Origin of the sequence: Actinomadura barringtoniae (genome assembly GCF_017573505.1) — a bacterium.
Taxonomy (GTDB): domain Bacteria; phylum Actinomycetota; class Actinomycetes; order Streptosporangiales; family Streptosporangiaceae; genus Spirillospora; species Spirillospora barringtoniae.
The window spans coordinates 314928-336721 of record NZ_JAGEOJ010000006.1 but is presented as its reverse complement, the minus strand read 5'-3'; the positions used below and the strand labels follow the sequence as shown (position 1 = coordinate 336721).

Annotated in this window: 16 protein-coding genes; 6 read left to right on the top strand and 10 right to left on the bottom strand. The window is 71.3% G+C overall.

From position 1 onward, the window contains the following. Positions 1–40: 40 nt before the first annotated feature. Positions 41–616, bottom strand: a complete 576-nt coding sequence (idi, locus tag J4573_RS16855) for an isopentenyl-diphosphate Delta-isomerase (protein WP_208256436.1) — start codon at positions 614–616, stop codon at positions 41–43. A 136-nt stretch (positions 617–752) separates the two neighbouring features. Here idi and dxs point away from each other — a divergent pair, with 136 nt between their 5' ends. After that, on the top strand, positions 753–2684 hold the full coding sequence (dxs, locus tag J4573_RS16850; protein ID WP_208256435.1) for a 1-deoxy-D-xylulose-5-phosphate synthase: 1932 nt from the start codon (positions 753–755) through the stop codon (positions 2682–2684). 44 nt (positions 2685–2728) lie between these two features. Here the strand turns inward: dxs and J4573_RS16845 are convergent, their stop codons facing one another. The 3 genes from J4573_RS16845 to J4573_RS16835 form a co-directional block, all read right to left on the bottom strand. Then, the gene (locus J4573_RS16845) at positions 2729–4249 is read right to left on the bottom strand and encodes an ATP-binding protein (RefSeq protein WP_208256434.1); all 1521 of its coding nucleotides are present in this window, start codon (positions 4247–4249) and stop codon (positions 2729–2731) included. Between the two features lie 103 nt (positions 4250–4352). Then, a complete protein-coding gene (locus J4573_RS16840; RefSeq protein WP_208256433.1) occupies positions 4353–5492 on the bottom strand; it encodes an IS701 family transposase in 1140 nt (379 codons plus the stop codon). After that, positions 5489–6484 (bottom strand): hypothetical protein, encoded by a 996-nt coding sequence (locus tag J4573_RS16835; RefSeq protein WP_208256432.1) that lies wholly within the window; start codon positions 6482–6484, stop codon positions 5489–5491. The genes J4573_RS16840 and J4573_RS16835 overlap by 4 nt, the downstream gene beginning before the upstream one ends. 216 nt (positions 6485–6700) lie before the next feature. Here J4573_RS16835 and J4573_RS16830 point away from each other — a divergent pair, with 216 nt between their 5' ends. The 5 genes from J4573_RS16830 (at position 6701) to J4573_RS16810 (ending at position 14540) form a co-directional block, all read left to right on the top strand. Continuing rightward, positions 6701–7537: a helix-turn-helix transcriptional regulator gene (locus J4573_RS16830; protein ID WP_208256431.1), complete on the top strand. Its 837-nt coding sequence runs from the start codon at positions 6701–6703 to the stop codon at positions 7535–7537. A 66-nt stretch (positions 7538–7603) separates the two neighbouring features. Then, complete coding sequence (locus J4573_RS16825; RefSeq protein ID WP_208256430.1) at positions 7604–9100, top strand: AAA family ATPase; 1497 nt, start codon at positions 7604–7606, stop codon at positions 9098–9100. Positions 9101–9283: 183 nt separating this feature from the next. After that, positions 9284–10108 (top strand): helix-turn-helix transcriptional regulator, encoded by an 825-nt coding sequence (locus tag J4573_RS56105; protein ID WP_208256429.1) that lies wholly within the window; start codon positions 9284–9286, stop codon positions 10106–10108. 140 nt (positions 10109–10248) lie between these two features. Next, positions 10249–13329 (top strand): type I polyketide synthase, encoded by a 3081-nt coding sequence (locus J4573_RS16815; protein ID WP_208256428.1) that lies wholly within the window; start codon positions 10249–10251, stop codon positions 13327–13329. Then, positions 13329–14540 (top strand): Rossmann-fold NAD(P)-binding domain-containing protein, encoded by a 1212-nt coding sequence (locus J4573_RS16810; protein WP_208256427.1) that lies wholly within the window; start codon positions 13329–13331, stop codon positions 14538–14540. The genes J4573_RS16815 and J4573_RS16810 overlap by 1 nt, the downstream gene beginning before the upstream one ends. 16 nt (positions 14541–14556) lie before the next feature. Here the strand turns inward: J4573_RS16810 and J4573_RS16805 are convergent, their stop codons facing one another. The 6 genes from J4573_RS16805 to J4573_RS16780 all read right to left on the bottom strand — a co-directional run bounded on the left by J4573_RS16805 (position 14557) and on the right by J4573_RS16780 (position 21775). Beyond that, positions 14557–15786 (bottom strand): PP2C family protein-serine/threonine phosphatase, encoded by a 1230-nt coding sequence (locus tag J4573_RS16805; RefSeq protein WP_208256426.1) that lies wholly within the window; start codon positions 15784–15786, stop codon positions 14557–14559. A gap of 2 nt (positions 15787–15788) precedes the next feature. Beyond that, complete coding sequence (locus J4573_RS16800; protein ID WP_208256425.1) at positions 15789–16223, bottom strand: ATP-binding protein; 435 nt, start codon at positions 16221–16223, stop codon at positions 15789–15791. Further along, positions 16224–16544, bottom strand: coding sequence for an STAS domain-containing protein (locus J4573_RS16795; RefSeq protein WP_208256424.1), 321 nt, complete (start codon positions 16542–16544; stop codon positions 16224–16226). It lies immediately after the preceding gene. Then, the gene (glgX, locus tag J4573_RS16790) at positions 16541–18739 is read right to left on the bottom strand and encodes a glycogen debranching protein GlgX (RefSeq protein ID WP_208256423.1); all 2199 of its coding nucleotides are present in this window, start codon (positions 18737–18739) and stop codon (positions 16541–16543) included. Before glgX ends, J4573_RS16795 begins: the two co-directional genes overlap by 4 nt. Beyond that, positions 18736–19071, bottom strand: coding sequence for an STAS domain-containing protein (locus J4573_RS16785; protein WP_208256422.1), 336 nt, complete (start codon positions 19069–19071; stop codon positions 18736–18738). The genes glgX and J4573_RS16785 overlap by 4 nt, the downstream gene beginning before the upstream one ends. Positions 19072–19156: 85 nt before the next feature. Beyond that, positions 19157–21775 carry an AGE family epimerase/isomerase gene (locus J4573_RS16780; protein WP_208256421.1) on the bottom strand — a complete coding sequence of 873 codons (2619 nt, stop codon included), beginning with the start codon at positions 21773–21775 and terminating at the stop codon, positions 19157–19159. Between the last annotated feature and the right edge of the window lie 19 nt (positions 21776–21794).

The window sequence follows — 21794 nt, the reverse complement described above, 5'->3', positions numbered from 1 at the left end:
GGCCGGGCCTCAAGTAGCCGCCAGGCGTGGCCTCAAAGGGTCACCAGGACAGTGCGGGCGGGAGTCCTTCGACGCCGGCGTCGGGCCAGTCGAGCGGGGCGCCCAGAGGGGTGAGCTCGGCGAGCTGAAGGCGGTACCAGGGGGAGGAGGCGGGGTCGTCGACCAGCTTCAGGCAGTCGTCCCACGTTCGCCAGTCGGCGGCGGCGACCTCGTCGGGGTTCGGCCGCAGCGCGCCGGAGGCGGTCGTCGCCCGGACGACCGGGCAGCGCTCGTACTCCACGACGCCGTCGGCGGCCTCGGCACGGTAGCGGAACGCGGGCAGGACCGGGACGAGGGTGTCGGCGATCACACCGAGCTCGTGCTCCAGGCGCCGCAGCACGGCGTCGCGCAGGCCCTCGCCGGGGCCGGGGTGGCCGCAGCAGCTGCCCGTCCAGACGCCCGGGAACGTGCGCTTGTCCAGGGCCCGCCTGGTGATGAGGACCCGGCCTTCCGGATCGACCAGATAACAGGAAAAGGCCAGGTGATACGGGGTCTGATGGTGGTGACTCTCCGCTTTCGGAGCGGTACCCACCGCTTCGTCCGCCACGTTGAGCAGCACGATCTCCTCGACACCCATGCCTCTCTTCATACCGCAATCCGGGCCGTGGAGGTTCTGTGAAGGAATTCTCGCAGGGGCATGCCGGGGGCACGCCGCCCGCAAACCGGGATTAAACTCGGAACCGCCCAGGACCCGGGGGACGGGGGAGTCCCTAATGGAGGAGTTGAAGCACGTGCTGCTTGAGTCGATCAAGGGTCCGGAGGACCTCAAGCGACTGGACGCAGAGCAGTTGCCGCAGCTGGCGGGCGAGATCAGGGAGTTCATGGTCGACGCGGTCTCCAAGACCGGCGGGCACCTGGGTCCCAGCCTGGGGGTGGTCGAGCTCACCATCGCTCTGCACCGGGTCTTCGACTCGCCGCGCGACAAGATCCTGTTCGACACGGGGCACCAGGCCTACGTGCACAAGATGCTGACCGGCCGGCACGACTGGAGCCTGCTGCGCCAGCGCGGCGGCCTGTCGGGCTACCCGAACCGCGCCGAGTCCGAGCACGACCTGGTGGAGAACTCGCACGCCTCCACCGCGCTGTCCTACGCCGACGGCCTGGCCAAGGCGTTCCAGCTGCGCGGCGAGGACGAGCGCGCGGTCATCGCGGTGGTCGGCGACGGCGCCCTCACCGGCGGCATGTGCTGGGAGGCGCTGAACAACATCGCGGCGGGCAGGGACCGTCCGGTGATCATCGTCGTGAACGACAACGGACGCTCGTACTCCCCGACCATCGGGGGCCTGGCCAGCCACCTGGCCGACCTGCGGGTCACCCAGAGCTACGAGCACGCGCTCGACCTGATCAAGAAGACCGTGCCGCGCACGCCGCTGGTCGGCCACGTCGCCTACGAGGCGCTGCACGGCATCAAGAAGGGCCTCAAGGACGTCCTGCAGCCGCAAGCGATGTTCGAGGACCTCGGCATGAAGTACGTCGGCCCGATCGACGGCCACGACGAGGACGCCGTCGAGCACGCGCTGCGCAAGGCCCGCCGGTTCGGCGCCCCGGTGATCGTGCACACGATCACCCAGAAGGGCCACGGCTACGCGCCCGCCGAGAACCACGAAGAGGACTGCTTCCACGGGCCCGGCGCGTTCGACCCGGTCACCGGCGAGCTAAAGGCCAAGGGCGGCGCCCCCGGCTGGGGCAAGCTGTTCGGCCAGGAGATGGTGTCGATCGGCGCCGAGCGCCGCGACGTGGTCGCGATCACCGCCGCGATGCTGCACCCGGTCGGGCTGGCCCCGTTCGCCGAGGCGTTCCCGGACCGCATCTACGACGTCGGCATCGCCGAGCAGCACGCGGTCACCTCGGCCGCGGGCCTGGCGATGGGCGGGCTGCACCCGGTCGTCGCGCTGTACGCCACGTTCCTCAACCGCGCCTTCGACCAGCTGCTGATGGACGTCGCGCTGCACGAGCTGCCGGTGACGTTCGCGCTGGACCGGTCCGGCGTGACCGGGCCCGATGGCGCCAGCCACCACGGCATGTGGGACCTGTCGCTCATGCAGCTGATCCCGGGCCTGCGCGTCGCCGTCCCGCGCGACGGCGCACGGGTCCGCGAGCTGCTGCGCGAGTGCGTGGCGGTGGAGGACGGGCCGACCGCGATCCGCTACCCGAAGGGCCCGGCCGCCGAGGACCTCACCGCCGTCGACACCGCCGGCGGGATGGACGTGCTGGCCCGGCACGAGGGCTCCAACGGCGTCCGCGTGCTGCTGGTCGCCGTCGGCTCGATGGCCCACACCGCGATCGAGGCCGCCGAACGGATCGCCGCGCACGGCATCGGTGTCACGGTGGTCGACCCGCGCTGGGTGAAGCCCCTGGACCCGGCCCTGGTGGGCCTCGCCGTCGACCACAGCCTGGTCGCGGTGGTCGAGGACAACGGCCGTACCGGCGCGACCGGCGACGCGGTCGCCCGGCTGCTGCGCGACGCGGCGGTGGACACGCCGGTACGCACGTTCGGCATCCCGCAGGAGTTCATCGACCACGCCTCACGCGGTGAGATCCTGGCCGACCTGCGCCTCACCCCGCAGGACCTGGCCCGCGACCTCACCGAGGCCGTCACCCGGGTCGCCAACAGGGGAGTCGGCCACCCCGCGACGACCGACTAGGCGCGAGCCGAGCCGAGCCGAGCTGAGGCGGGGCGGGGCGGGGCCTAGAGCCCCGCCGCGCCGATCGCGGACACGGCCGCCGGGCGGAGCGGCAGCCGGACCGTGAACCGGGTGTCGCCGGGCTCGGAGGTCACCTCGATCGAGCCGTTGTGGCGCTGCGTCACGATCTCGCGGCTGAGGTGTAGCCCGAGGCCGGTGCCCCGGCCGATGTCCTTGGTGGTGAAGAACGGCTGGAACACCCGGGACAGCGCCTCGGGCGGGATGCCCGCGCCGTCGTCGCGGAACTCCACGACCACCGAGCCGCCCTCCATGCGGGTGCTGATCCGCAGCTCGCCGGAGCCGCCCATGGCGTCCACGGCGTTGTTGATCAGGTTGGTCCACACCTGGTTGAGGTCGCCCGGATAGCCGGCGAGCATGGGCAGCGCCGCGTGGTCGTGGTGGACCTTGATGCCGCCCAGCCGCGGCGCCAGCATCGCGAGCGTGGCCTCCACGCCCTCGCGGACGTCGACCTCGCGTTCGGGCGCCCGGTCGAGGTTGGTGTACGACTTGGCGGAGTCGACCAGGTCCTGGATGCGCTGCCCGGCCTCGGAGACCTCCGCCGACAGCGCCCTTACGTGCAGGGACAGGGCCAGGCAGCCGACCGCCGCGCCGAGCGCCTCGGGCCGGATCCGTTCCTCGACCTCGGTGAGCGCGGCCATCGGGACCGCCTGGTCGGTCAGCACGGCGCCGAGTTCGCCCGACTCGTCCAGGCCGCGGACGGTCAGCCAGTCGACGATCTGGTCGGCGGCGTCCGCGTCCGCGAGCGCCCCTGCACCCACGCTCACGCGCGCCACGGTCACGCCCGCCGCGCCCATGCCCGCCACCCCCATGGCGGCGTGCGAGGTCCCCAGCAGGTCGCTCGACAGGGCGTCGATCACCCGGCCCAGCGCGCGCCGTTCACCGTCGCAGGACACCAGGCCCCAGCGCACCGACCAGGCGGCGAGCTCCGGCACCGCGCGCCGCAGTTCGCCGGCCGCGCGCACCGCCGCGGCGGCCGGGTTGTTCAGTTCGTGCGCCAGTCCCGCCGCCAGCCCGCCGAGCCCTGACAACAGCGCGACGCGGCTGGCCTGTACCTCGTAGCTGTGGATGCGCCAGGCGAGCACGGGGAAGAGCACCGCGCCGATCTGCGGGCAGCGGGCCAGCATGTCCAGGAAGCAGGGCCGGTCGTAGGCGAGCAATTCCACCCGGCCGACGGCCGTGGCCTTGGCCAGGTACCCCTCGCCGGTGAGCAGCGGGAGCTCACCGGTGTACTGGTCGGCGGCGCGGGGCTTGCCGTCGCGCGGCCCGTCGGGCGGATCGGCCCGGTGCCGGGCGACGACCTGCTCCCGGCCGTCGATCACCTTGGTGATCAGCAGTTCGCCGGTGAGCAGGACGTAGAAATGCCGGGCCGGCTCGCCGTCCTCGAACAGCACCTGGCGGTCGGTGAGGCGGACCGGCCGGCCCACCCGCGCCACCCAGGCGAGCTGCTCGTCGCCCAGACCGGCGAACAACTCGATCTCGCGAAGCCTTCCGGGAGCGGTCGTCATAGCCGTCGTCCTAGCCGTCGTCAAAGCCGTCGTCCTCGCCGTCGTCATGGCGACTCTTCCTCGTGCGGAGCGTTCCATCGAAATGCGCGAACCGGCCCGGTTCTCAGGCGGAGCGCGGCCGTCGCCGTTCCGCGAGGGCGTCTTCGGCGAGCCCTTGCAGGAGCCGGTGGCCGTGGGCCACGGACACGAGCGTCACGTGGTGGTGCCAGCCGCGGAACGACCGGCCCTCGAAGTGCTGCAGACCGAGCTCTTCCTTCATGACCGTGAGGTCGGTGCTCGTCCGCCGGCTGAGCCTGATCAGATCGGTCAGGCTCTGCAGTCGCGATGGGTTCAGGTTGGTGAGCCACAGGTCGGTGGGGCTCGGTTGCGAGCTCGGCCATTCGGCGAGCACGCGTCGCGGTCCCGGATGCGGCCGCGGGGGCCGGTTCACCGGGGTGCGCGCCGGGGCCAGCGGCGCCAGCACGAACCGGGCCCGGCCCGGCATCTCGGCACGGCCCTTGTGCCAGGCCAGCGCGGGCCCGCCGCGCCGGGCGACCAGGGGCGTGCCGTCCTTGACCCTGACCAGGTAGTGCAGGCCGCGCTCCTCCAGCCCCGCGAGCAGCGGCTCGGTGTTCCGCTCGTGCCGCGCGTCGACCAGGATCGGCGGCGGCGTGAGGTCCCAGTCGAGCGCCATCTCGTCGACGGCGTCGAGCAGGTGCGACCAGCGCGGCCGGTGCCGTTCCTCGTCGGGCAGGTGCGTGCGTTTGCGCCGTTCCAGGTCGTCGTTCCACGACCTGGGCAGCTGCAGCTTCCAGTTCACCGGGCAGCTGCCGAGGTCGCCGGCGACGAAGAGGGCGAGGCCCACCTGGCAGTTGAGCGTCCGGCCCCAGGTGTCCACGTACTGCTTGGCCACCCCGACCGAACTGGCCCCGTTCTTGGGAAAGATGACCTCCTTGGCCACCCACAGACGCGGCCGCAACATCGCGGACACATGCTGGGCGAGCCGGCTCCGGACGGGCCCCCACTCCCACGGGCTCTGGTTCACGAACTGCTGGAGGTTCTGGTCGGCGCGCTCGCCGAGCACGTGCTCGGAAATGCGGCGCACCGACTTGCGACCTCGTACGTCGGTCAGGCCCCGTACGTACACCTCGCCCCAGCGTCGCTGGTCGGAGCGGGCAAAGGTGCAGAACAGGTCCTGGCAGAACCGCGACAGGTCGGTGTGGAGCGACATGTCGATCGAGCTTGTCTGGCTGTAAATGGTCATCTAAGTCTCCAAGTCGGCGGACCTTCCGTGACGGTGTTCTCGACCTCGTCGTCCAGAAATGCGGGGTAGTGGTTCTCGTAGAGCAACCGCTCCGCAAGCCACGTCGCATGCGGGGCGTACTGGGCACGGAACTGCTGGAACGCCTCCCAGGCCTCCCTGTCGCCTGCCTGGGTGGGGAGCCCGGCGTCCTGCGCGAGCCGTACGGTCTCGTCGAACCCGATCTCCTCGCGTCCCTGGAGGCTGGCGACGGCGCGCAGCGGGACGACGCCGAGTTCGCGGCACAGCTCGCGCATGCAGCGGATGCCGGTGTTGAGGAACGCCCTGGTCTGCGGCGGTGCCCAGTCGGGCGCCAGCGCCAGGGTGAGCGCCGCGGCGTCGAGCGCGATGACCGCCGCCCTGATCCACGACAGCTTGCTGGTCTTGCGCATGTAGATCAGGGCCGGGTAGCCGATGTGCGTGCAGCGGATGTCGGAGATCCAGCCCGCCCACTCGGCGAAGCTGTCGTTCAGCTGCCCGCGGGAGCCGGTGCGCAGGTTGGCGGCGAGCACTTCCTCGGCGTCGCTGGGCTTGGCCACCTCGCCGTCGAGCATGGCGACCATGCGCTCGCGCCGGCTGTAGGCGTCGGTGAAGCGCACCAGGTGGCAGGTGAACGCGGTCAGCATCAGCGCGACCGAGCCCCATGCCAGGCCTTCCACCGGGGCGGAGGAGCCCGTCGCGCGGTCCAGGATCACGAACCCGGCCTCCGCCGAGGCGAGCCAGAACGCCGCCATCAGGAAGAGCGTCACCGGGGCGCACAGGTCGAGCAGCCGTTCACGCCTCGGCCCGGAGAACCCCCGGGCCACCGTCAGGAAGACGAGCGAGGTGAGCGCCAGGCCCTTGCGCGCCACCAGCGAGCTCCTGAACCTCGGCGTGAAGACGGTGCGCAGCACGCTGAGCCAGGTGGTCACGACGACGGCGACCCCGATGACCGCGAAGATCCAGTGCCAGAGCACGATTCGCCTCCCCTCAGCTCCTGGTCACCGAGCATCCGGGTTCCGACCGCCGGTGAACAGAACGCGCTTGTGCTGGTACTCCGAATGCCAGCACTGGGTTCCGGGTGCGTTTTCGCCGATTGTGGCCAGACGCTTCCGCCGGAACAGAGAAGTGATGATCATGAGGCGGGGGTGATCGTTGTCAGATGACACGTCAACCTATGGCCGAGGTACCGCGTGCCGAACGATTCCTGGAGCAGGCTGGAGCTCGCGAGATTTCTCAGAAGTCGCAGGGAGCGGATCGATCCGCGCACGTTCGGGCTGCCCGTCGGCTCGCGCCGGCGCACTCCCGGACTGCGGCGGGAGGAGGTCGCGATGCTCGCCGGGCTCGGTCCGACCTGGTACGCCTATCTCGAACAGGGGCGCAAGATACAGCCGTCACCGCAGGTGCTGGAGAGCCTCGCGCAGGTGCTGCGGCTCTCTGAGGACGAACGGCGCTATCTCCACCGGCTGGCGAACGGGGATGACGAGTGGCCTCGGCGGCCCGATGACGCCCCGGCGGCGGAAGCGGTGTTACGCCAGTTGGTGGAGCGCGGCTCGGCTTACCTTTACCCGAGCTACGCCACCGATCACCGCGGTGACCTGCTGGCCTGGAACCGGGCGGCGACCGAGTGGTACGCCGACTTCGGGAAGCTGCCGGTCTCCGAGCGCAACCTGCTGCGCTGGATGCTGACCGCGCCCGAGGCTCGGGAACGGCTCGTGGACTGGGAGCGGACCGCCCGCGAGGTGGCCGCGCGGTGGCGGGTCCAGTCGGTGCTGTGGCCCGGTGACCCGGCTTTGCAAATGCGTGTCAATGAATTCCACAACCTTAGTCCGGAATTCGCTGCGTGGTGGCGAAATCACGAGGTGTTGGAACATCGATCGCATATTCGCCGTCTGTCGCACCCCCGGTACGGACTGTGGTCATTTCGAGTGGTCATCATGCGGGTGGCGGGGTTTCCCAGGCATTTCGTCGAGTCGCATATTCGAGTGGATCCTTCGAACATGCAGAACATTCCGTCAACTCTGGATTGACCCGCCCAGCGGCCGCCGCCGATGGTTAACGGATCAATGGCGATTCGAGAAGCGAGGTGGCAGGGAATGGTTTGGGGCCTGGTGGGGTGCGGTGACCGGCTGGACGCCATTCGCCGGCTGCTGGCCGGCGGCGCGCCCGGGCCCGTGATCATCACGGGCGGTCCGGGCGCCGGGCGGACGTCGCTGCTGCGCCGGGTGTGCGAGCAGGTGGACGGCGAGAAGGACGCGGCGCTGTGGGTGAAGCCCGCGGGCCCCGACCACTTCTCGGCGCTGCGGCCCTGGCTGCCGGACGACTTCCCGTGCCACGGCCAGTTCGACGATCTGGTCGGCATCGCGGTGGCGGCGATGACGGCGTGGGCGGGTGGCCGCCGCGCGGTCGTGATGGTGGACGACGCTCATCTGGCCGATCACGCGAGCCTGCTGACGCTGCGTCTTCTCAGCCGGAGCGGAGCGGCGTTCCTTCTCGTCACGAGAGCCGAGATGACCGGGCCGGCCGCCGGGCCGGACCCGACCGAACTGCTGCGCTACGAACGCGGAGTCAAGACCGTTCGGCTGGAGCCGCTCAGCCTGGACGAGGTCGCCGCGGTGACGGCCGAGGCGGTCGGCGGGCGGCTGAGCCCGGCCACCGCGCAGGCGCTGCAGGCGCTGACGGGCGGTAACCCGCGGTCGTTGCACGATCTGGTGGTGGGGGACCGGCTCGGCGAACGGATGGTGCGGATCGAGGGGACCCGCCGCCTCGCCGAGCCGCTCGCCGTCGGCACGGTCATGACGGCGGGCGATCCGCGGCGGATGGTCGCGGCCGCCCGCGCGGCGTGGCGGGACCTGGCCTTGGACCGTGCCGGTGAGCTCTGCAAGCTGGCCATGTGGCACGGCGTGGGCGAGCCGCTCGCCGGCGTGTGGGCGAACCTGCTCCTGCTGCGCGGGCGTGCCGATCGGGGGCTGGCGTTCCTGGACTCGCTGCGGCCGGGGCGCATCGAGGGCTCGTCGGAGCTGGCGCTCGCCAAGGCGATGAGCCTGGCGTTCGGGCTGGGACGGCCGGACGCGGCGGCCGCCTTCCTGCGGACGGCGGCGACGCGCGGCCCCGGATGCCCGATGAGCCGCCTTCTGGCTTATCGCGCCTGGATCCTCGCCTCCACCGAACGAACTGGCACTGCCACCGAACGGACCGGTGCCGCCACCGAACGGACAGGCGCCGCGGCCGAGGTCCTGCAGCGCGTCGGATTGCGGGACGGAGACCGGGAAGCGGCGTTGTTCGTGCACGGGACCAGGGCGGCGCTCGCTTTCGCCGAACACCGCTACGGCGAGGCGGTCTTCCATTACCGGCGTGCGCTCGCCACCACCGACAGACTCCGCGATTCGGTGCCGTGGATGCCGCCCTATCTCACCGCGCGGCTGATCGACGCGCTGCTGATGGCGGGCAGGACGAGCGAGGCGACAACGGCCACCACCGGCTTTCACGGAGGTGAGCACTCCGCGGCCTGGGAGGTCGCGGTCGCGCTCTCGGGTCCGAGCCGCCGCCGCGAAGCGCCGGCGCCCGCACCCGAGATGGCGAGGGCCGAGTGATCCGGGGAAGCCGCCGTTATTTGTTGTGGTTGAGGGGGCCAATGCTCAGGGTTTTTCTAGCGATAGTCTTCGACTACCAATTGTGGTCAGAATGGTTGGCGCATGTAGCGCGCCGTGATCTCGTGGGAGAGTGGGAGCATCGCGGTGGGCGATCGCGCCGCAGATTGGTCAGGGGGAGGCCCCGTGCCGGGCGATGCCCAAAGACGGCGGGAACTCGCGGAATTCCTGCGCAGCCGAAGGTCGCGCATCGATCCGCGCGACCTCGGCCTGCCCGTCGGGCCGCGGCGCAGGTCGGCCGGGCTGCGCCGCGAGGAGGTGGCCGTGCTCGCCGGGCTCAGCCCGACCTGGTACACCTACCTCGAACAGGGGCGGAAGATCCAGCCGTCCCCACAGGTGCTCGACAGCCTCGCCCAGGTGCTGCGCCTGTCGGAGGACGAGCGCCGCTACCTGCACGCCCTGGTCCACGGCGAGGCGATCAGCGCGCAGGCGCTGGAGCCCGAGGCCTCGGCAGGGGACCTGCTGCGCCGGATCGTCGCCACGACCGAGCCCTCGCCCTACCCGGTGTACGCCGCCGACCGTTACGGGGACCTCATCGCGTGGAACCGGCAGGCCCTCGAGTGGTACGACGACTGGGACGCGCTCCGGCCCGGGGAGCGCAACATCCTGCGCTGGATGCTGACCGCTCCCGCGGCGCGCGAGCGCCTGGTGGACTGGGAGAGCGACACCCGCGACGCGGTCGCCAGGTGGCGGGCGGAAGCCGCCAAGTGGCCGCTGGACGCCGGTTTTCGCGAGCGAATAGAGAAACTGTCCGGCATCAGCCCTGAGTTCGCGACCTGGTGGTCGGATCAGAACGTTCAGGAACACCGCAGCAAGATTCGGCGGCTGCGCCATCCCGAGCTCGGCGTCCGCGTCATGCTCATCGTTCCTATGACCTCTCCCGAATTCACCCCGTCCGGAGTCGTTTTCCACCTGCCCGTAAATGAATCCGATGCACCGAAGAGTGCGTAGGTCCGGGTTTCGTTAAATTGCGATTGACCCTCCTCGACCGGAGAATGTTCACTCTGCAGTGAGCGGCGGAGATAATCTCTGCCACTTCGTGGAAGCGGGGTGACCCTCATGGAAATGTGGGTTGCGAGAGGGGCTCGGACATGAGCTCGCGAGTGGAACGGGATCCGGTGGCCATTATCGGGGCGGCCTGCCGGCTGCCGGGGGCGCCCGATGTCGACGCGTTCTGGGAACTGCTCGCCGAGGGCCGTGACGCCATTGGCGAGATACCGCGGGAACGGTTCGACATCGACCACTGGTACGACCCTGTCCCGCGCACCGCGGGACGCATTGTCACCCGATCGGGGGGATTCATCGGCGAGGTCGACAAGTTCGACCCCGCGTTCTTCGGCATCTCCCGGAGCGAGGCGGCACTGATCGATGTGCAGCAGCGGCTCCTGCTGGAGAGCACCTGGGAGGCGCTGGAGGACGCCGGTCAGACGGCCGAGGGCCTGGCGGGCAGCCGCACCTCGGTCTACGCGGGCTGTTCGGCGGGCACGTACTGGGATCTGCTGCGCCGCAACGGCCAGTACGACCTGCACGCCATCGCGGCGTCCAACAGCGGCGGCGCCGGGGCCGGGCGCATCGGCTATCACCTGGACCTGCGGGGGCCGGCCATCGGCATCGAGGCGACCTGCGCGACATCGTTGCTCGCGGTCCATCTCGCCTGCCAGGGACTGTGGTCGGGCGACGCGGACATGGCGATCGTCACCTCGTCCAACCTGCTGCTCACGCCCGACCTCTACCTCAGCCTGTCCGAGGCGGGGATGCTGTCGCCGACGGGGAAGTGCAGGTTCGGCGACACCTCAGCCGACGGCTACGTGCGCAGCGAGGCGGTCGTCAGCGTGATCCTCAAGCCGGTCTCGCGGGCGGTCGCCGACGGGGACAAGATCTACGCGACGATCCTCGGCAGCGCCACGACCAGCGACGGCAAGAGCGGGGGAACGTGGCAGATGCCGGGCCTTGAGGGCCAGGAGGCGATGCTGCGCGGCGCCTACCGGGACGCGGGGGTGTCGCCCGCCGAGGTCGACTACCTGGAGGCCCACGGGCCGGGCACCCCGGCCGGCGACAAGGTCGAGCTGACCGCGCTGAGCCGCGTCCTCGGGACGGGACGCGAGCCCGGCCGCCGCCGCTGCCGGGTCGGCTCGGTCAAGTCGAACGTGGGGCACTCGGAGATCACCGCGGGGCTGGTGGGCCTGCTGAAGGCCGCGCTGGTGCTCCGCAATCGCACGATCCCGCCGACCCTGCACGTGCAGGAGCAGCACGCGGCGTTCGACGCGCCCGGCAGCCCGCTGGAGCTCGCCACCCGCGCCACGCGCTGGGAGGAGGACGAACGGGACCCCAAGCCGATGATCGTCGGCGTGAACTCCTTCGGCCTCTCCGGGGTGAACGCCCATGCCGTGCTCACCGAGGCACCACGGCTCCCTGCTCCCGCCCGCGTTCCGGTTCCCGTTCCGCTGCGCGCCCGCGTCGCGCCGGTCCCGGTTCCGCGCACCGCTCCCGCCTCAGCTCCCCTCGGAACGCGCCGGCGTTCCGACCATCTGCTTCCCCTGTCGGCCCGCCAGGCCGGCGCGCTCGACACGCTGGCCGGGCGCTACGCGGACCTGCTCGACACCGGCGGTGAGGCGGGCGATCCGCTGAACGTCTGCTTCAGCGCCGGGGCCCGCCGGACCCATCACGAGCACCGGGTGGCCGTGGTGGCCTCCGGCGGGCGCGAGCTCGCCGGGGCGCTGAGGTCGGTCGCGGCCGGGACGCCCGGCGACGGCGTGCTGCGGCGGCACCGCAACGCGGGGGCCGGGCGGCCCAGGGTCGTCTTCGTGTTCCCCGGTCAGGGGGCGCAGTGGACGGGCATGGCCCGGGAGCTGCTGGAGGAGTCTCCGGCGTTCGCGAGCCGGATGGCCGAGTGCGATCGCGCGGTGCGCGAGGAGTTCGGCTGGTCGGTGATCGAGAGGCTGCTCGGCGACGAGCCCCTGGAGCGGGTGGACGAGGTCCAGCCCGTTCTGTGGGCCGTCCAGGTCGCGCTCGCGGCCCAGTGGCGGCACTGGGGGATCGAGCCCGACCTGGTCCTCGGGCACAGCATGGGCGAGGTCGCCGCGGCGACCGTCTGCGGGGCGCTCACCGTTCGCCAGGCGGCGTCGGTGATCTGCCGCCGGAGCGCGCTGCTGAACGGGACGGGCGTCGGCGGCGCGATGTGGGCCGTGCAGCTCGGCCCGGACGCCGCGCGGCGGGCGATCGGGGCGCGCGGCGACAAGGTCTGCGTCGGCGTGATCAACAGCGCCTCCTCGACCGTGCTCTCCGGTGATCGGCACGCGCTCACCGCCGTGGTCGAGGAGCTGCGGGCCCAGGGGGTGTACTGCCGGCAGGTACGGGTGGACTACGCCTCGCACGCCCCGCAGGTCGAACCGCTGCGGCCGGCCCTGCTCGACGCGCTCGACGGGCTGCGCCCCGCACCCGGCCGGGTCTCGCTGCATTCGACCACGCTCGACCGCGTCGCCGACGGCACCGAGCTCGGGGCCGAGTACTGGATGCGGAACCTGCGGCTGCCGGTGCGGTTCGCCTCGGCGGCCCGCGCGCTGATCGAGGACGGCCGGGACACGGTCTTCATCGAGATCAGCCCGCATCCCACGCTGCTGTGGGCGATCGAGGACATCGCCGAGTCGTGCGGGACGGAGGTCGCGGCCATCGGGTCGTTGAGCCGCGGCGAGCCGGAGACGCGGTCGATGCTGACCGGTCTGGGTCTGGCGTACGTGCACGGGTGCGCGCCACGATGGGATCGGGTGAACGAGGGCGGCGGCTTCGTCGACCTCCCGCACTATCCATGGCAGCGCGAGAGGTTCTGGGTGACACCACCGGAGGAGCCGGACCACGGTCTGCAGCTCGTGGAACGTGCCGCGGACGCCGAACCGATCCAGGTCCAGGTCGCCGACGATCTGGCGGGTCTCCTGCGCGACCAGGCGGCCGAGATCCTCGGCGTCGCACCCGGCGATCTGGAGCCCGACGTCCCGCTCACCGTGCACGGGCTGGACTCACTGCTCGCGCTGCGGCTCCGCAAGCGGCTGGAGCGTGACCTCGACATCCTGGTGCCGGCGCGCGAACTGCTCGGCGCCGCCTCCCTGGCCGAGCTCACGCAACGGATAGAGAGCCGGATGCAGGGAGAGGTCGCGATGGCCGGCGGCCGTCACTGATGATGCGAGACCAGCGGCGGGCCGCGGTGGTCGGCGGAAGCATCGCCGGCTGCGCGGCCGCCGTCGCGTTGCGCCGGGCGGGGTGCATGCCCGAGGTGTACGAACGGAGCGGTTCGGGCCTGCGGGCCAGAGGCGCCGGCATCGCGATGCCGGCGTCCCTGCGGGACGAGGCCATCGCCGTAGGCTACATCGACGCGGCGATGCCCGTCCTGCCCTGCCGGAGACTGGTCTTCACGGTGCGAGACGGTGAGGACCCGACCGGCAGGGTGATCGGCGTTCAGCCCTTCTCGGCGTACTACACGAACTGGGGTGTCCTGTGGCGGGAGCTGCGACGGCGCGTTCCCGACGAGATCTACCACCTGGGCACCCCGGTCGTGGACGCGAACGCGGCCGGTGAGGACGCGGTCATCGAGGTCGAGGGCCGCCGGGAACGCTTCGACGTGGTCGTCGGCGCGGACGGCTACCGTTCGATGCTGCGCGGCAAGGTCGACGCCGAGGCGGGCCTGGTCGACGCGGGATACATCCTGTGGAGGGGCGACTACCCCGAGGATCTCCTTCCGGATCCGCGCCCGTCGCTGCTCACGGGCGGCGGGGTGATGGTCGGCTTTCCCAGCGGGCACGGCGGCTTCTACCTGATTCCCGGCCTGGAGGGCGGCGGGAACCGGATGAACTGGGCGGTGTACGGCCCGGCCCCGTCCGGGCTGCGCGCCGAGAAGCCCGGGTCGATGCCGCGCGGGCGGGTGGACGACGCCATGGTCGCCGACCTCGAAAGCCTGCTCGAGTCGTTCCCGCCGTACTGGGCCGAGGTGATCCGCCGCACCCCGCGCGGCGACCTGTCCATCCAGCTGATCTATGACGTCAAGGTCGCCGCGTACGCCTCGGGCCGGGCGCTGCTGGCCGGTGACGCCGGGGCGCTCGCCCGGCCCCACACCGGGGCCGGTGCGGTGAAGGCGCTGCAGGACGCGATGGCGCTGGAGGCCGCGTGCCGCACGTACGACACCTGGGAGGACGCCCTCGCGGCCTACGACGCCGAGCGCCGGACCGCGGGGAACGCCCTCACCGACCTGGGGCGTCGGCTCGGCCGTGACCGGGTGCTGGAGACACCCGACTGGGCCGCGCTGACCCCCGAGGAGTTCGAGGCGTGGTGGCGCGGCGCGGTCCCGGACGCACGCAGGAACCCCTACGCCCTGGACCCGCCCGACACGGAGTAGGCCGCCAGGGGCCCCTCTACGGCGTCCGGTGCACGGCGAGCATGGTGATGTCGTCGAACTGCTCGGCGGCGCCGACATGGGAGCGGACGGACGCGTCCATCGCGTCGAGCATCGCGTGAGCCCCGCGTTCGGGCGCGTTGACGACGTTCAGCAGGCGCTCGTTGCCGAAGCGCTCGCCGTCGACCGCACGGGCCTCGCTGACGCCGTCGGTGTAGATGAACAGGCTGTCGCCGGGCCCGAGGGTGGCATGGCCGAGGGAGAACGTGCTGTTCGGCATCATGCCGACCGCCGGGCCGGTGGGGTACAGGAGCGTGTGCTCGCCGTCGCGGCGGGCCAGCACCGGCGGGTTGTGGCCGCTGTTGATGTAGATCATGGCGCCCGAGCCCGGGTCGAGGACACCGAAGAAGAGCGTGGCGAAGTAGCCCTGCCGCAGATGGTTGCGGGCCATGTAACGGTTGGTGCCGGTGACCGCCTGAACGAGGGGGCCCGCGCCGACCGACAGGAGCGGCGGGACCGCCGTCTCCAGACCCGCCGGGCCCGCGGCCACCGTGACCTGCTCGGCGGTGTGCAGCGAGCCGGTGTGCTCGGCGGTGTGCCGGATGAGGGTGCGGATCAGCGCCATGAACAGCGCGGCGCCGATCCCCTTGTCGCACACGTCGGCCATGACCAGGCCCAGGCGGCGCCCGTTCACCAGCTCGAAGACGTCGTAGAAGTCACCGCCGACCTGCTTGGCGGGCTGGAACCTGGCCGCCACCTCCCAGCCGGCCGGGGTGGGCAGCTCCTCGGGGAAGAACCCGGCCTGGATGTCGTGGGCGATGCTCAGCTCGCGCTCGTACTCGCGCAGGCTCGCCGAGGTCGCCATGTCCTCGACGGCCGTGGTGAGCTGCCCGCGCTCCCAGCACGAGGCCATCCGGTTGCGCAGCAGGCTGGGCCGGAACGGGGGAGTGACGTAGTCGAAGCCGGCCCGGACGCAGGTCTCCAGCGCGGCGAGGTCGTCCTCGGGGAAGACGACCACGCTCGGCGTTCGGCCGTCGCCGGTGAACCACTCGCTGACCCGGGTCAGCCCCTGCGGACCGAGCGCGGCGGAGGCCAGCAGCATGTCGGGGAGTGCGGACCCCTGGGCCAGCTCGGGGACGTCGGCCGCCGTGCCGTGCCGCACCTCGAAGCCGTCGCCGCGCAGGGTCGCTGCGAGTTCGTCGGCGGTGGCGCTCGGGTCGGCGATGATCAGGGCGTTCGTTCCGGTCATCGTCAGCCTGCTTCCTGGTCGGCCACGGGGCGGTGCATGATCAGGGTGTTGCGGTTGCGGCCGCCGACGTGGTCGTAGGCGAAATCGTCGAGTTTGTCGAGCGCCAGGAAGAGGCCGTATCCCCCTTCCGGGCGCAGGTGCGGATGGGCGGCGAGCCGGGGTGCCGGGTCGTGGTCGCGAGGGTCGAAGGGCGGCGCGTCGTCCTCGACGCGCACCCAGACCTCGCCCGGCTCCACCCCGGCCAGCAGGTCCACGATCCCGCCGGCTCCGGCGTAACCGTGCTGGGCGATGTTGGTGGTGATCTCGTCGAGCGCGAGGCGCAGGCCGTAGGCCTGCGACGGTGTGAGGCCGCCCTGTTCGGCGAGCGAACGGGCCAGCTCGGCCACCACGTCGGAGACCATGCCCCCGCAGTCGAGCCGGAGGCGGCAGGTGATCATCTATCCCTCCACGGTCTCCTGCATGACGATGCTGCGGTCAAAGCCCGTCAGCCGGATCGTCTCGGCCACCTCGGGCCGGGTGCCGATCAGCAGGATCTCCACCCCGTGGGGCAGCTTCTGGTGCGCGAAGACCAGGCAGCGCAGGCCCGCGGAGGACATGTAGGTGCATTCGGCCATGAGCAGCACGAGCCGCTCCACGGTGTGGTCGGCGGCCTCGATGATGAGGTCGTTCAGCCGCGGCGCCGAGTTGCGGTCGAGCTCGCCCACCAGCCGGATGGTCGCGACGCCGTCGTCGATGGTCATGTTCGCCTTGAGATTCATGTGCTACTCACCTTGCCGTTCGAAGGGCGGGCCACCAGGGCCAGCACGCTGCGCGGTCCGATCCGCACGCGGGCGCCGTCGGGGAGCGGCGGCTCGTGGCCGGGCTCATGGATGTCTTGCGGTGGTGCGGCGGCCGTGTCCGCGAACAGGTGCCAGGCCAGGTCGCCCGGCAGCGCCGGGAGCTCCAGGTCCTGGCTCTCCCAGTAGGCGTTGGCGGCCAGGTAGACGCAGTCGGCCTCCTCGTTCGCGCACAGCATCATCGCCAGCAGGCGGTTGTGCGGCGCCCAGTCGGGTTCCCACGCCCGGACGCCGTGCCAGCTCACCCAGGGGAACGGGCGGCGCGAGTCGTCATCGGCGCGGCGCGAGTCGTCGGGGGCGCGGCGCGAGTCGCCGGCCGGACGGCGCGGCTCGTCGTCGAGGCGGCGGCGCACGCAGCGGTGGGCCATGCGGAACGCGATGGCGTGCCGGACGAAGCGGATCAGGTCGGCGTTGTCCTCGGCGAGCGTCCAGTCGAACCAGGACAGCGGCTCGTCGTGGCAGTAGGCGTTGTTGTTGCCGTGCTGGGTGCGGCCCGCCTCGTCGCCGGCGACCAGCATCGGGATCCCGTGGCTCAGCAGCAGGAGCAGGACGGCGTTGCGGACCTGGCGGTCGCGCAGCGCGGTGATCTCGGGGTCGTCGGTGGGGCCCTCGTGACCGTGGTTCCACGAGTTGTTGGCGTTGTCGCCGTCCCGCCCGCCCTCGCCGTTGGCCTCGTTGTGCTTGCGGTCGTAGGCGACCAGGTCGTGGAGGGTGAAGCCGTCGTGCGCGGTGACGAAGTTGACCGAGGCGGCGGGGCCGCGCGCGCCGTACAGGTCGGGGGAGCCGACCAGGCAGGCGGCCAGCTCGCCGGCCATGCCCGGGTCGCCCTTGATGAAGCGCCGCAGCGTGTCGCGGTATCGACCGTTCCACTCCGACCAGCGGCGGTGGCTGGAGAAGCTGCCGACCTGCCACAGTCCGGCGGCGTCCCAGGCTTCGGCGATGAGCTTGCAGTCGCGCAGGACCGGGTCGAGCGCCAGGGACTCGATCAGCGGTGGGTTGTTCAGCGGCGTGCCGTCGGGGGCCCGGCCGAGGATCGAGGCCAGGTCGAAGCGGAAACCGTCGATGTGGAACTCCGCCGCCCAGTAGCGCAGGCAGTCCAGGACGAACGCGCGCACGACGGGGTGGTTGCAGTTGAAGGTGTTACCGGTGCCGCTGAAGTTGTAGTAGTGGCCGTCCCGCGTGAGCATGTAGTACGTCCTGTTGTCCAGGCCGCGGAAGGACAGGGTGGGGCCGCGCTCGTCGCCCTCGGCCGTGTGGTTGAAGACGACGTCGAGGATGACCTCGATGCCCGCCCGGTGGAGCTGCTTCACCAGGTTCTTGAACTCGTCGGCCTCCATCCCGTGCGAGCCGGAGGCCGCGTAGCCCGCCTTGGGGGCGAAGAACCCGACGGTGTTGTAGCCCCAGTAGTTGTAGAGGCGCCGCCCGCCCGCCGGATCGGAGTGCGGGTTGTCCAGCTCGTCGAACTCGAACACCGGCAGGAGCTCGACGCAGTTGACGCCGAGCTCGCGCAGGTAGGGGATCTTCTGCACGAGGCCGGCGTAGGTGCCGGGCGCGGTGACCCCGGCGGAGGGATGCCGGGTGAACCCGCGCACGTGCAGCTCGTAGATCACCAGGTCCTCGGGGGCCAGGCCGAGCGGCCGGTCCTCCTCCCAGTCGAAGTCCTCGTCGAGGACGCGCCCGCGGAACGGGCGGCGGTCCGGCCTGCCCCACGCCTCGCGGCCGCTCAGTGCCTTGGCGTACGGGTCGATGAGCAGCCGGTCGGGCTCGAACCGGTGGCCGCGCCCCGGCTCGTACGGCCCGTCGGCCCGGTAGCAGTACTCGATCGTCTCGGGGTCCAGCCCGAAGACCGTCATCGCGTGCACCCCGCCGATGCGGAACTCCGGCGGGATCGGGATCTCGGCCATCGGCCGGTCCGCCCCCCGCTGGAACAGCACCAGGACCAGGGACGCCGCGTGGTTGGAGAACACCGAGAAGTTGATCCCGCGAGGCACCCTGGTCGCCCCGAAGGGGAGCGTGCGGCCCGCGCCGACCGCGAACCCCCCGATCCGGTGCGTCGGATAGGCGTCGATCCGCTCGGGCATCACCATCGTCTCGGCCGTCTCGGCCATCTCGGTCATGCCGAGAGGGCCTCGACGCCGTCGTCCACGGCGTCGGTCACCGTGAAGAAGTCCAGGAAGCCGGTGGCCGCCATGACCGAGTGCACCTCGGGCGGTATCCCCGCCAGCGCCACCCGCGCCCCGTTCCCCCGTGCCTGCCGGTAGGTCAGCAGCAGCACCCGCAGGCCCGCGCTGGACATGTACGACATGCGGCTGAGGTCCAGCAGCACCCGGCCGCGCTCGGGGATCAGCTCCCTGAGGTCCTCCTGGACGGCCGGCGCGGTGCCGCTGTCCAGGCTGCCGTCCAGGACGATGACGGTGACCTCGCCTCGCATGTACTTCTCGAGTTGCATGATGGCCTGCCTTCTTCCCCGTAGTTCTGCGTGGTTCCGCGGAGCGCCTGGTCGTCGTGCCGGTCGCCGGTCGTCGCGCCGGTCGCTAGTCGTCGGTCGGGTCGGTCGGTGCGAGGTGCGCGCGCACGGTCACGGGCGACGCGGAGTCGGGCAGCCGGACCGACAGGGACGCGGCGTCGAACTCCGCGTACGGGCGGCCGTCGATCTCCACCCAGTCCAGCCGGACGCGACCGGGCGGCAGCACGTCCGGCGCTACCCGCAGGACACGTTCGCCCCCGTCGGAGAACCCGTCCGGGCGCGGCCGGAACCACAGCGTGAGCGGCTCCTGGTCGAGCAGCAGCCGCTGGTACACCGCGGCCAGGAAGCACAGCTCGGCGGCGTGGCACATGCTCATCGAGTGGCTGCCCTTGAAACGTTCCGTTCCGAGCAGGTAGGGGGTGCCGTCGGCGAGCACGTTGAAGAAGACGCCGCCCTCGTCGTGGTCGAGGAAGAAGGTGTTGTAGAACGCCGCGGACTCGCGGGCCTGCTTGCGGAACCCGGCGTCGCCCGTCGCGCCCGTCAGCACCTGGTAGGCCAGGATCGCCTGCTCCTGCTGCCACCAGGCCTTGCGGTCGTGCCAGGTGAAGCGGTGCAGGTGCTCGCCGTCGCTCAGCGCGCGTTCCATCACGTCGTACCAGCCGCCGCGCTGCCGGTCGCCGCCGAACCCCGGCATGGTCTCGCCGAGGTGGCGGGCCAGCTTCAGGTACTCGTCCTTGGGCCGCAGCCCCATCATCCGGATCAGGTTCCAGGCGATCTTGAGGTTGTGGCCGACCACCGCGCGGTTCTGCTGCCAGCCCCACGCGCGGTCGGGCGCCCAGTCGGCGTGGAAGCGCTCCTGCACGAACGGGCTCTCGTCCTCGGGCATGTGCTGCACGATGAGGTCGAAGTTCTCCTCCAGCATCGCCGCGTGCTGGGCGTCGCCGGTCGCCAGGAACAGGTTGAACAGGTACGCGGGAGCGTGGTCGCCGACCGAGTTCCAGTTCTTGCGCGAACGGTTCGCGCCGAGCGACTCGTGGTGCGGGCTCAGCAGGATCGGGTCGATGTGGGAGAAGTAGCCGCCCTGCCCCGGATCGAAGAAGAACCGGCGGAACAGCCGGAGCGTGCCCTCGATGTCGCTGCGGATCCGCGGGTCGCCGGTCAGCCGGTACAGCTGCGTCGGGCCGGCCAGCGCGTAGATCTGCTCGTACATCGGGATGGCGTCGTAGTCGTCGCCGAACTCGGAGGTGAACAGCTTGTGCTCGGTGCCGTCGCGCACGTCGACGCCGTGGTACCAGTAGACGACGTCCTCGTCGCGGTCCACGAACCGCATGTGCTCGCGCAGGTACTCCACGCCCCGGTCGGCGACCTCGAGGAAGTCCTCCTCGCCGGTCAGCATGAACGCCGAGGACATCCCGTACACCATCCGCGAGATCGTGTCGGTCTCCTGGACGCCCTCGCCGGCCTTCTCGCCCGACAGCCGCAGGTTGGTGCGGTAGTCGCTGAACTCGATCGGCCCGGACCCGAACTCGGCCCGCCGGTAGAACCGGCCGAGCTCGCGGATCTGCCGGATCCACCAGTCCGGCTCCTCGAAGTTGTACTCGCCGGTGTCGCGGCCGAGGAACGTCAGGCGCTTGGCCTCGAAGACGTAGCCGCCGTTCTCCGGGTAGTAGATCCCGTGCAGGAACAGGTGCCGGCCCGGCGTCAGCAGCTCGGGCAGGTGGCCGGACGCGTCCACGTACGGGTCGCCGAGGTTGCGCAGGAACTCGGCCGAGGTCGTCGGCGTGAGCCGGGCCAGCATCGGGCGCCCGTCGCTGGTGCGCAGGTCGATGAGCCCGCGCCCGGCGTCGAACGCGGTCACATACCCCGCCACCAGGTCGGAGAAGACGAAGTCGGGCCGGTAACCCGCGATCGACGGCCGCTCGGCCCGCTCGGCCCGCGCGGGTGCCTCGGCTGATGCCGGTGCCTCGGCGTTCGCCGGTGTCTCGTTCCTCGGTGGCTCGGCCACGTTCTGCGGTACGGGTGCCTCCGGTGCTCGCCGCGCGACGGGTGTCGCCTCCTGGCGGGGCGGCGGCACGAGGACGCGCGGCTCCGTCTTGGCCACCAGCAGGTCGATGATCATGCGGGCGAACAGGTGGCAGTGGTCGGCGCTGCGCGCGGTGACCAGGTCCCGGTCGACCACGACGTCCTGGTCGGTGTAGGCGGCGCCCATGTTGGCGATGTCGGAGACCAGGTTGTTGTGGCAGGTCACCCGGCGGCCGCGGACGGTCTCGGGGATCGGCGCGACCAGCCACATGCCGTGGCAGATGATGCCCTTCAGCAGGTCCGGGCGGGCGAACGCGCGTTCCAGCAGCCGTACGGCGGGCGCCGGCTCGCGCACGTCCTCGCTGTAGCGCAGCCGGTCGGAGACCATCCCGGACGGCACGATCAGCGCGTCGATGCCCGCCAGCCGCTCGTCGTCGATCGCCTCCAGGTCCCCGTCCACCGAGAACGGCTGCTGGTACTCGTGCCCGTGGAAGGTCAGCGAGGGCTGGCCCCACAACCGGGTCAGGAACTCGACCCGGGCGCCCTCCTCGGCGAAGCGGCGGTGGTAGTAGGCGACCTCGGGCTCGACGTAGTCGGACTCCATGAGGATCGCGACGGTGTGCCCGGCCAGCCGCCCCTCGGGGCGCCGGTTGATGTCGTTCATGGTGCTCCTTCGCGGCTCA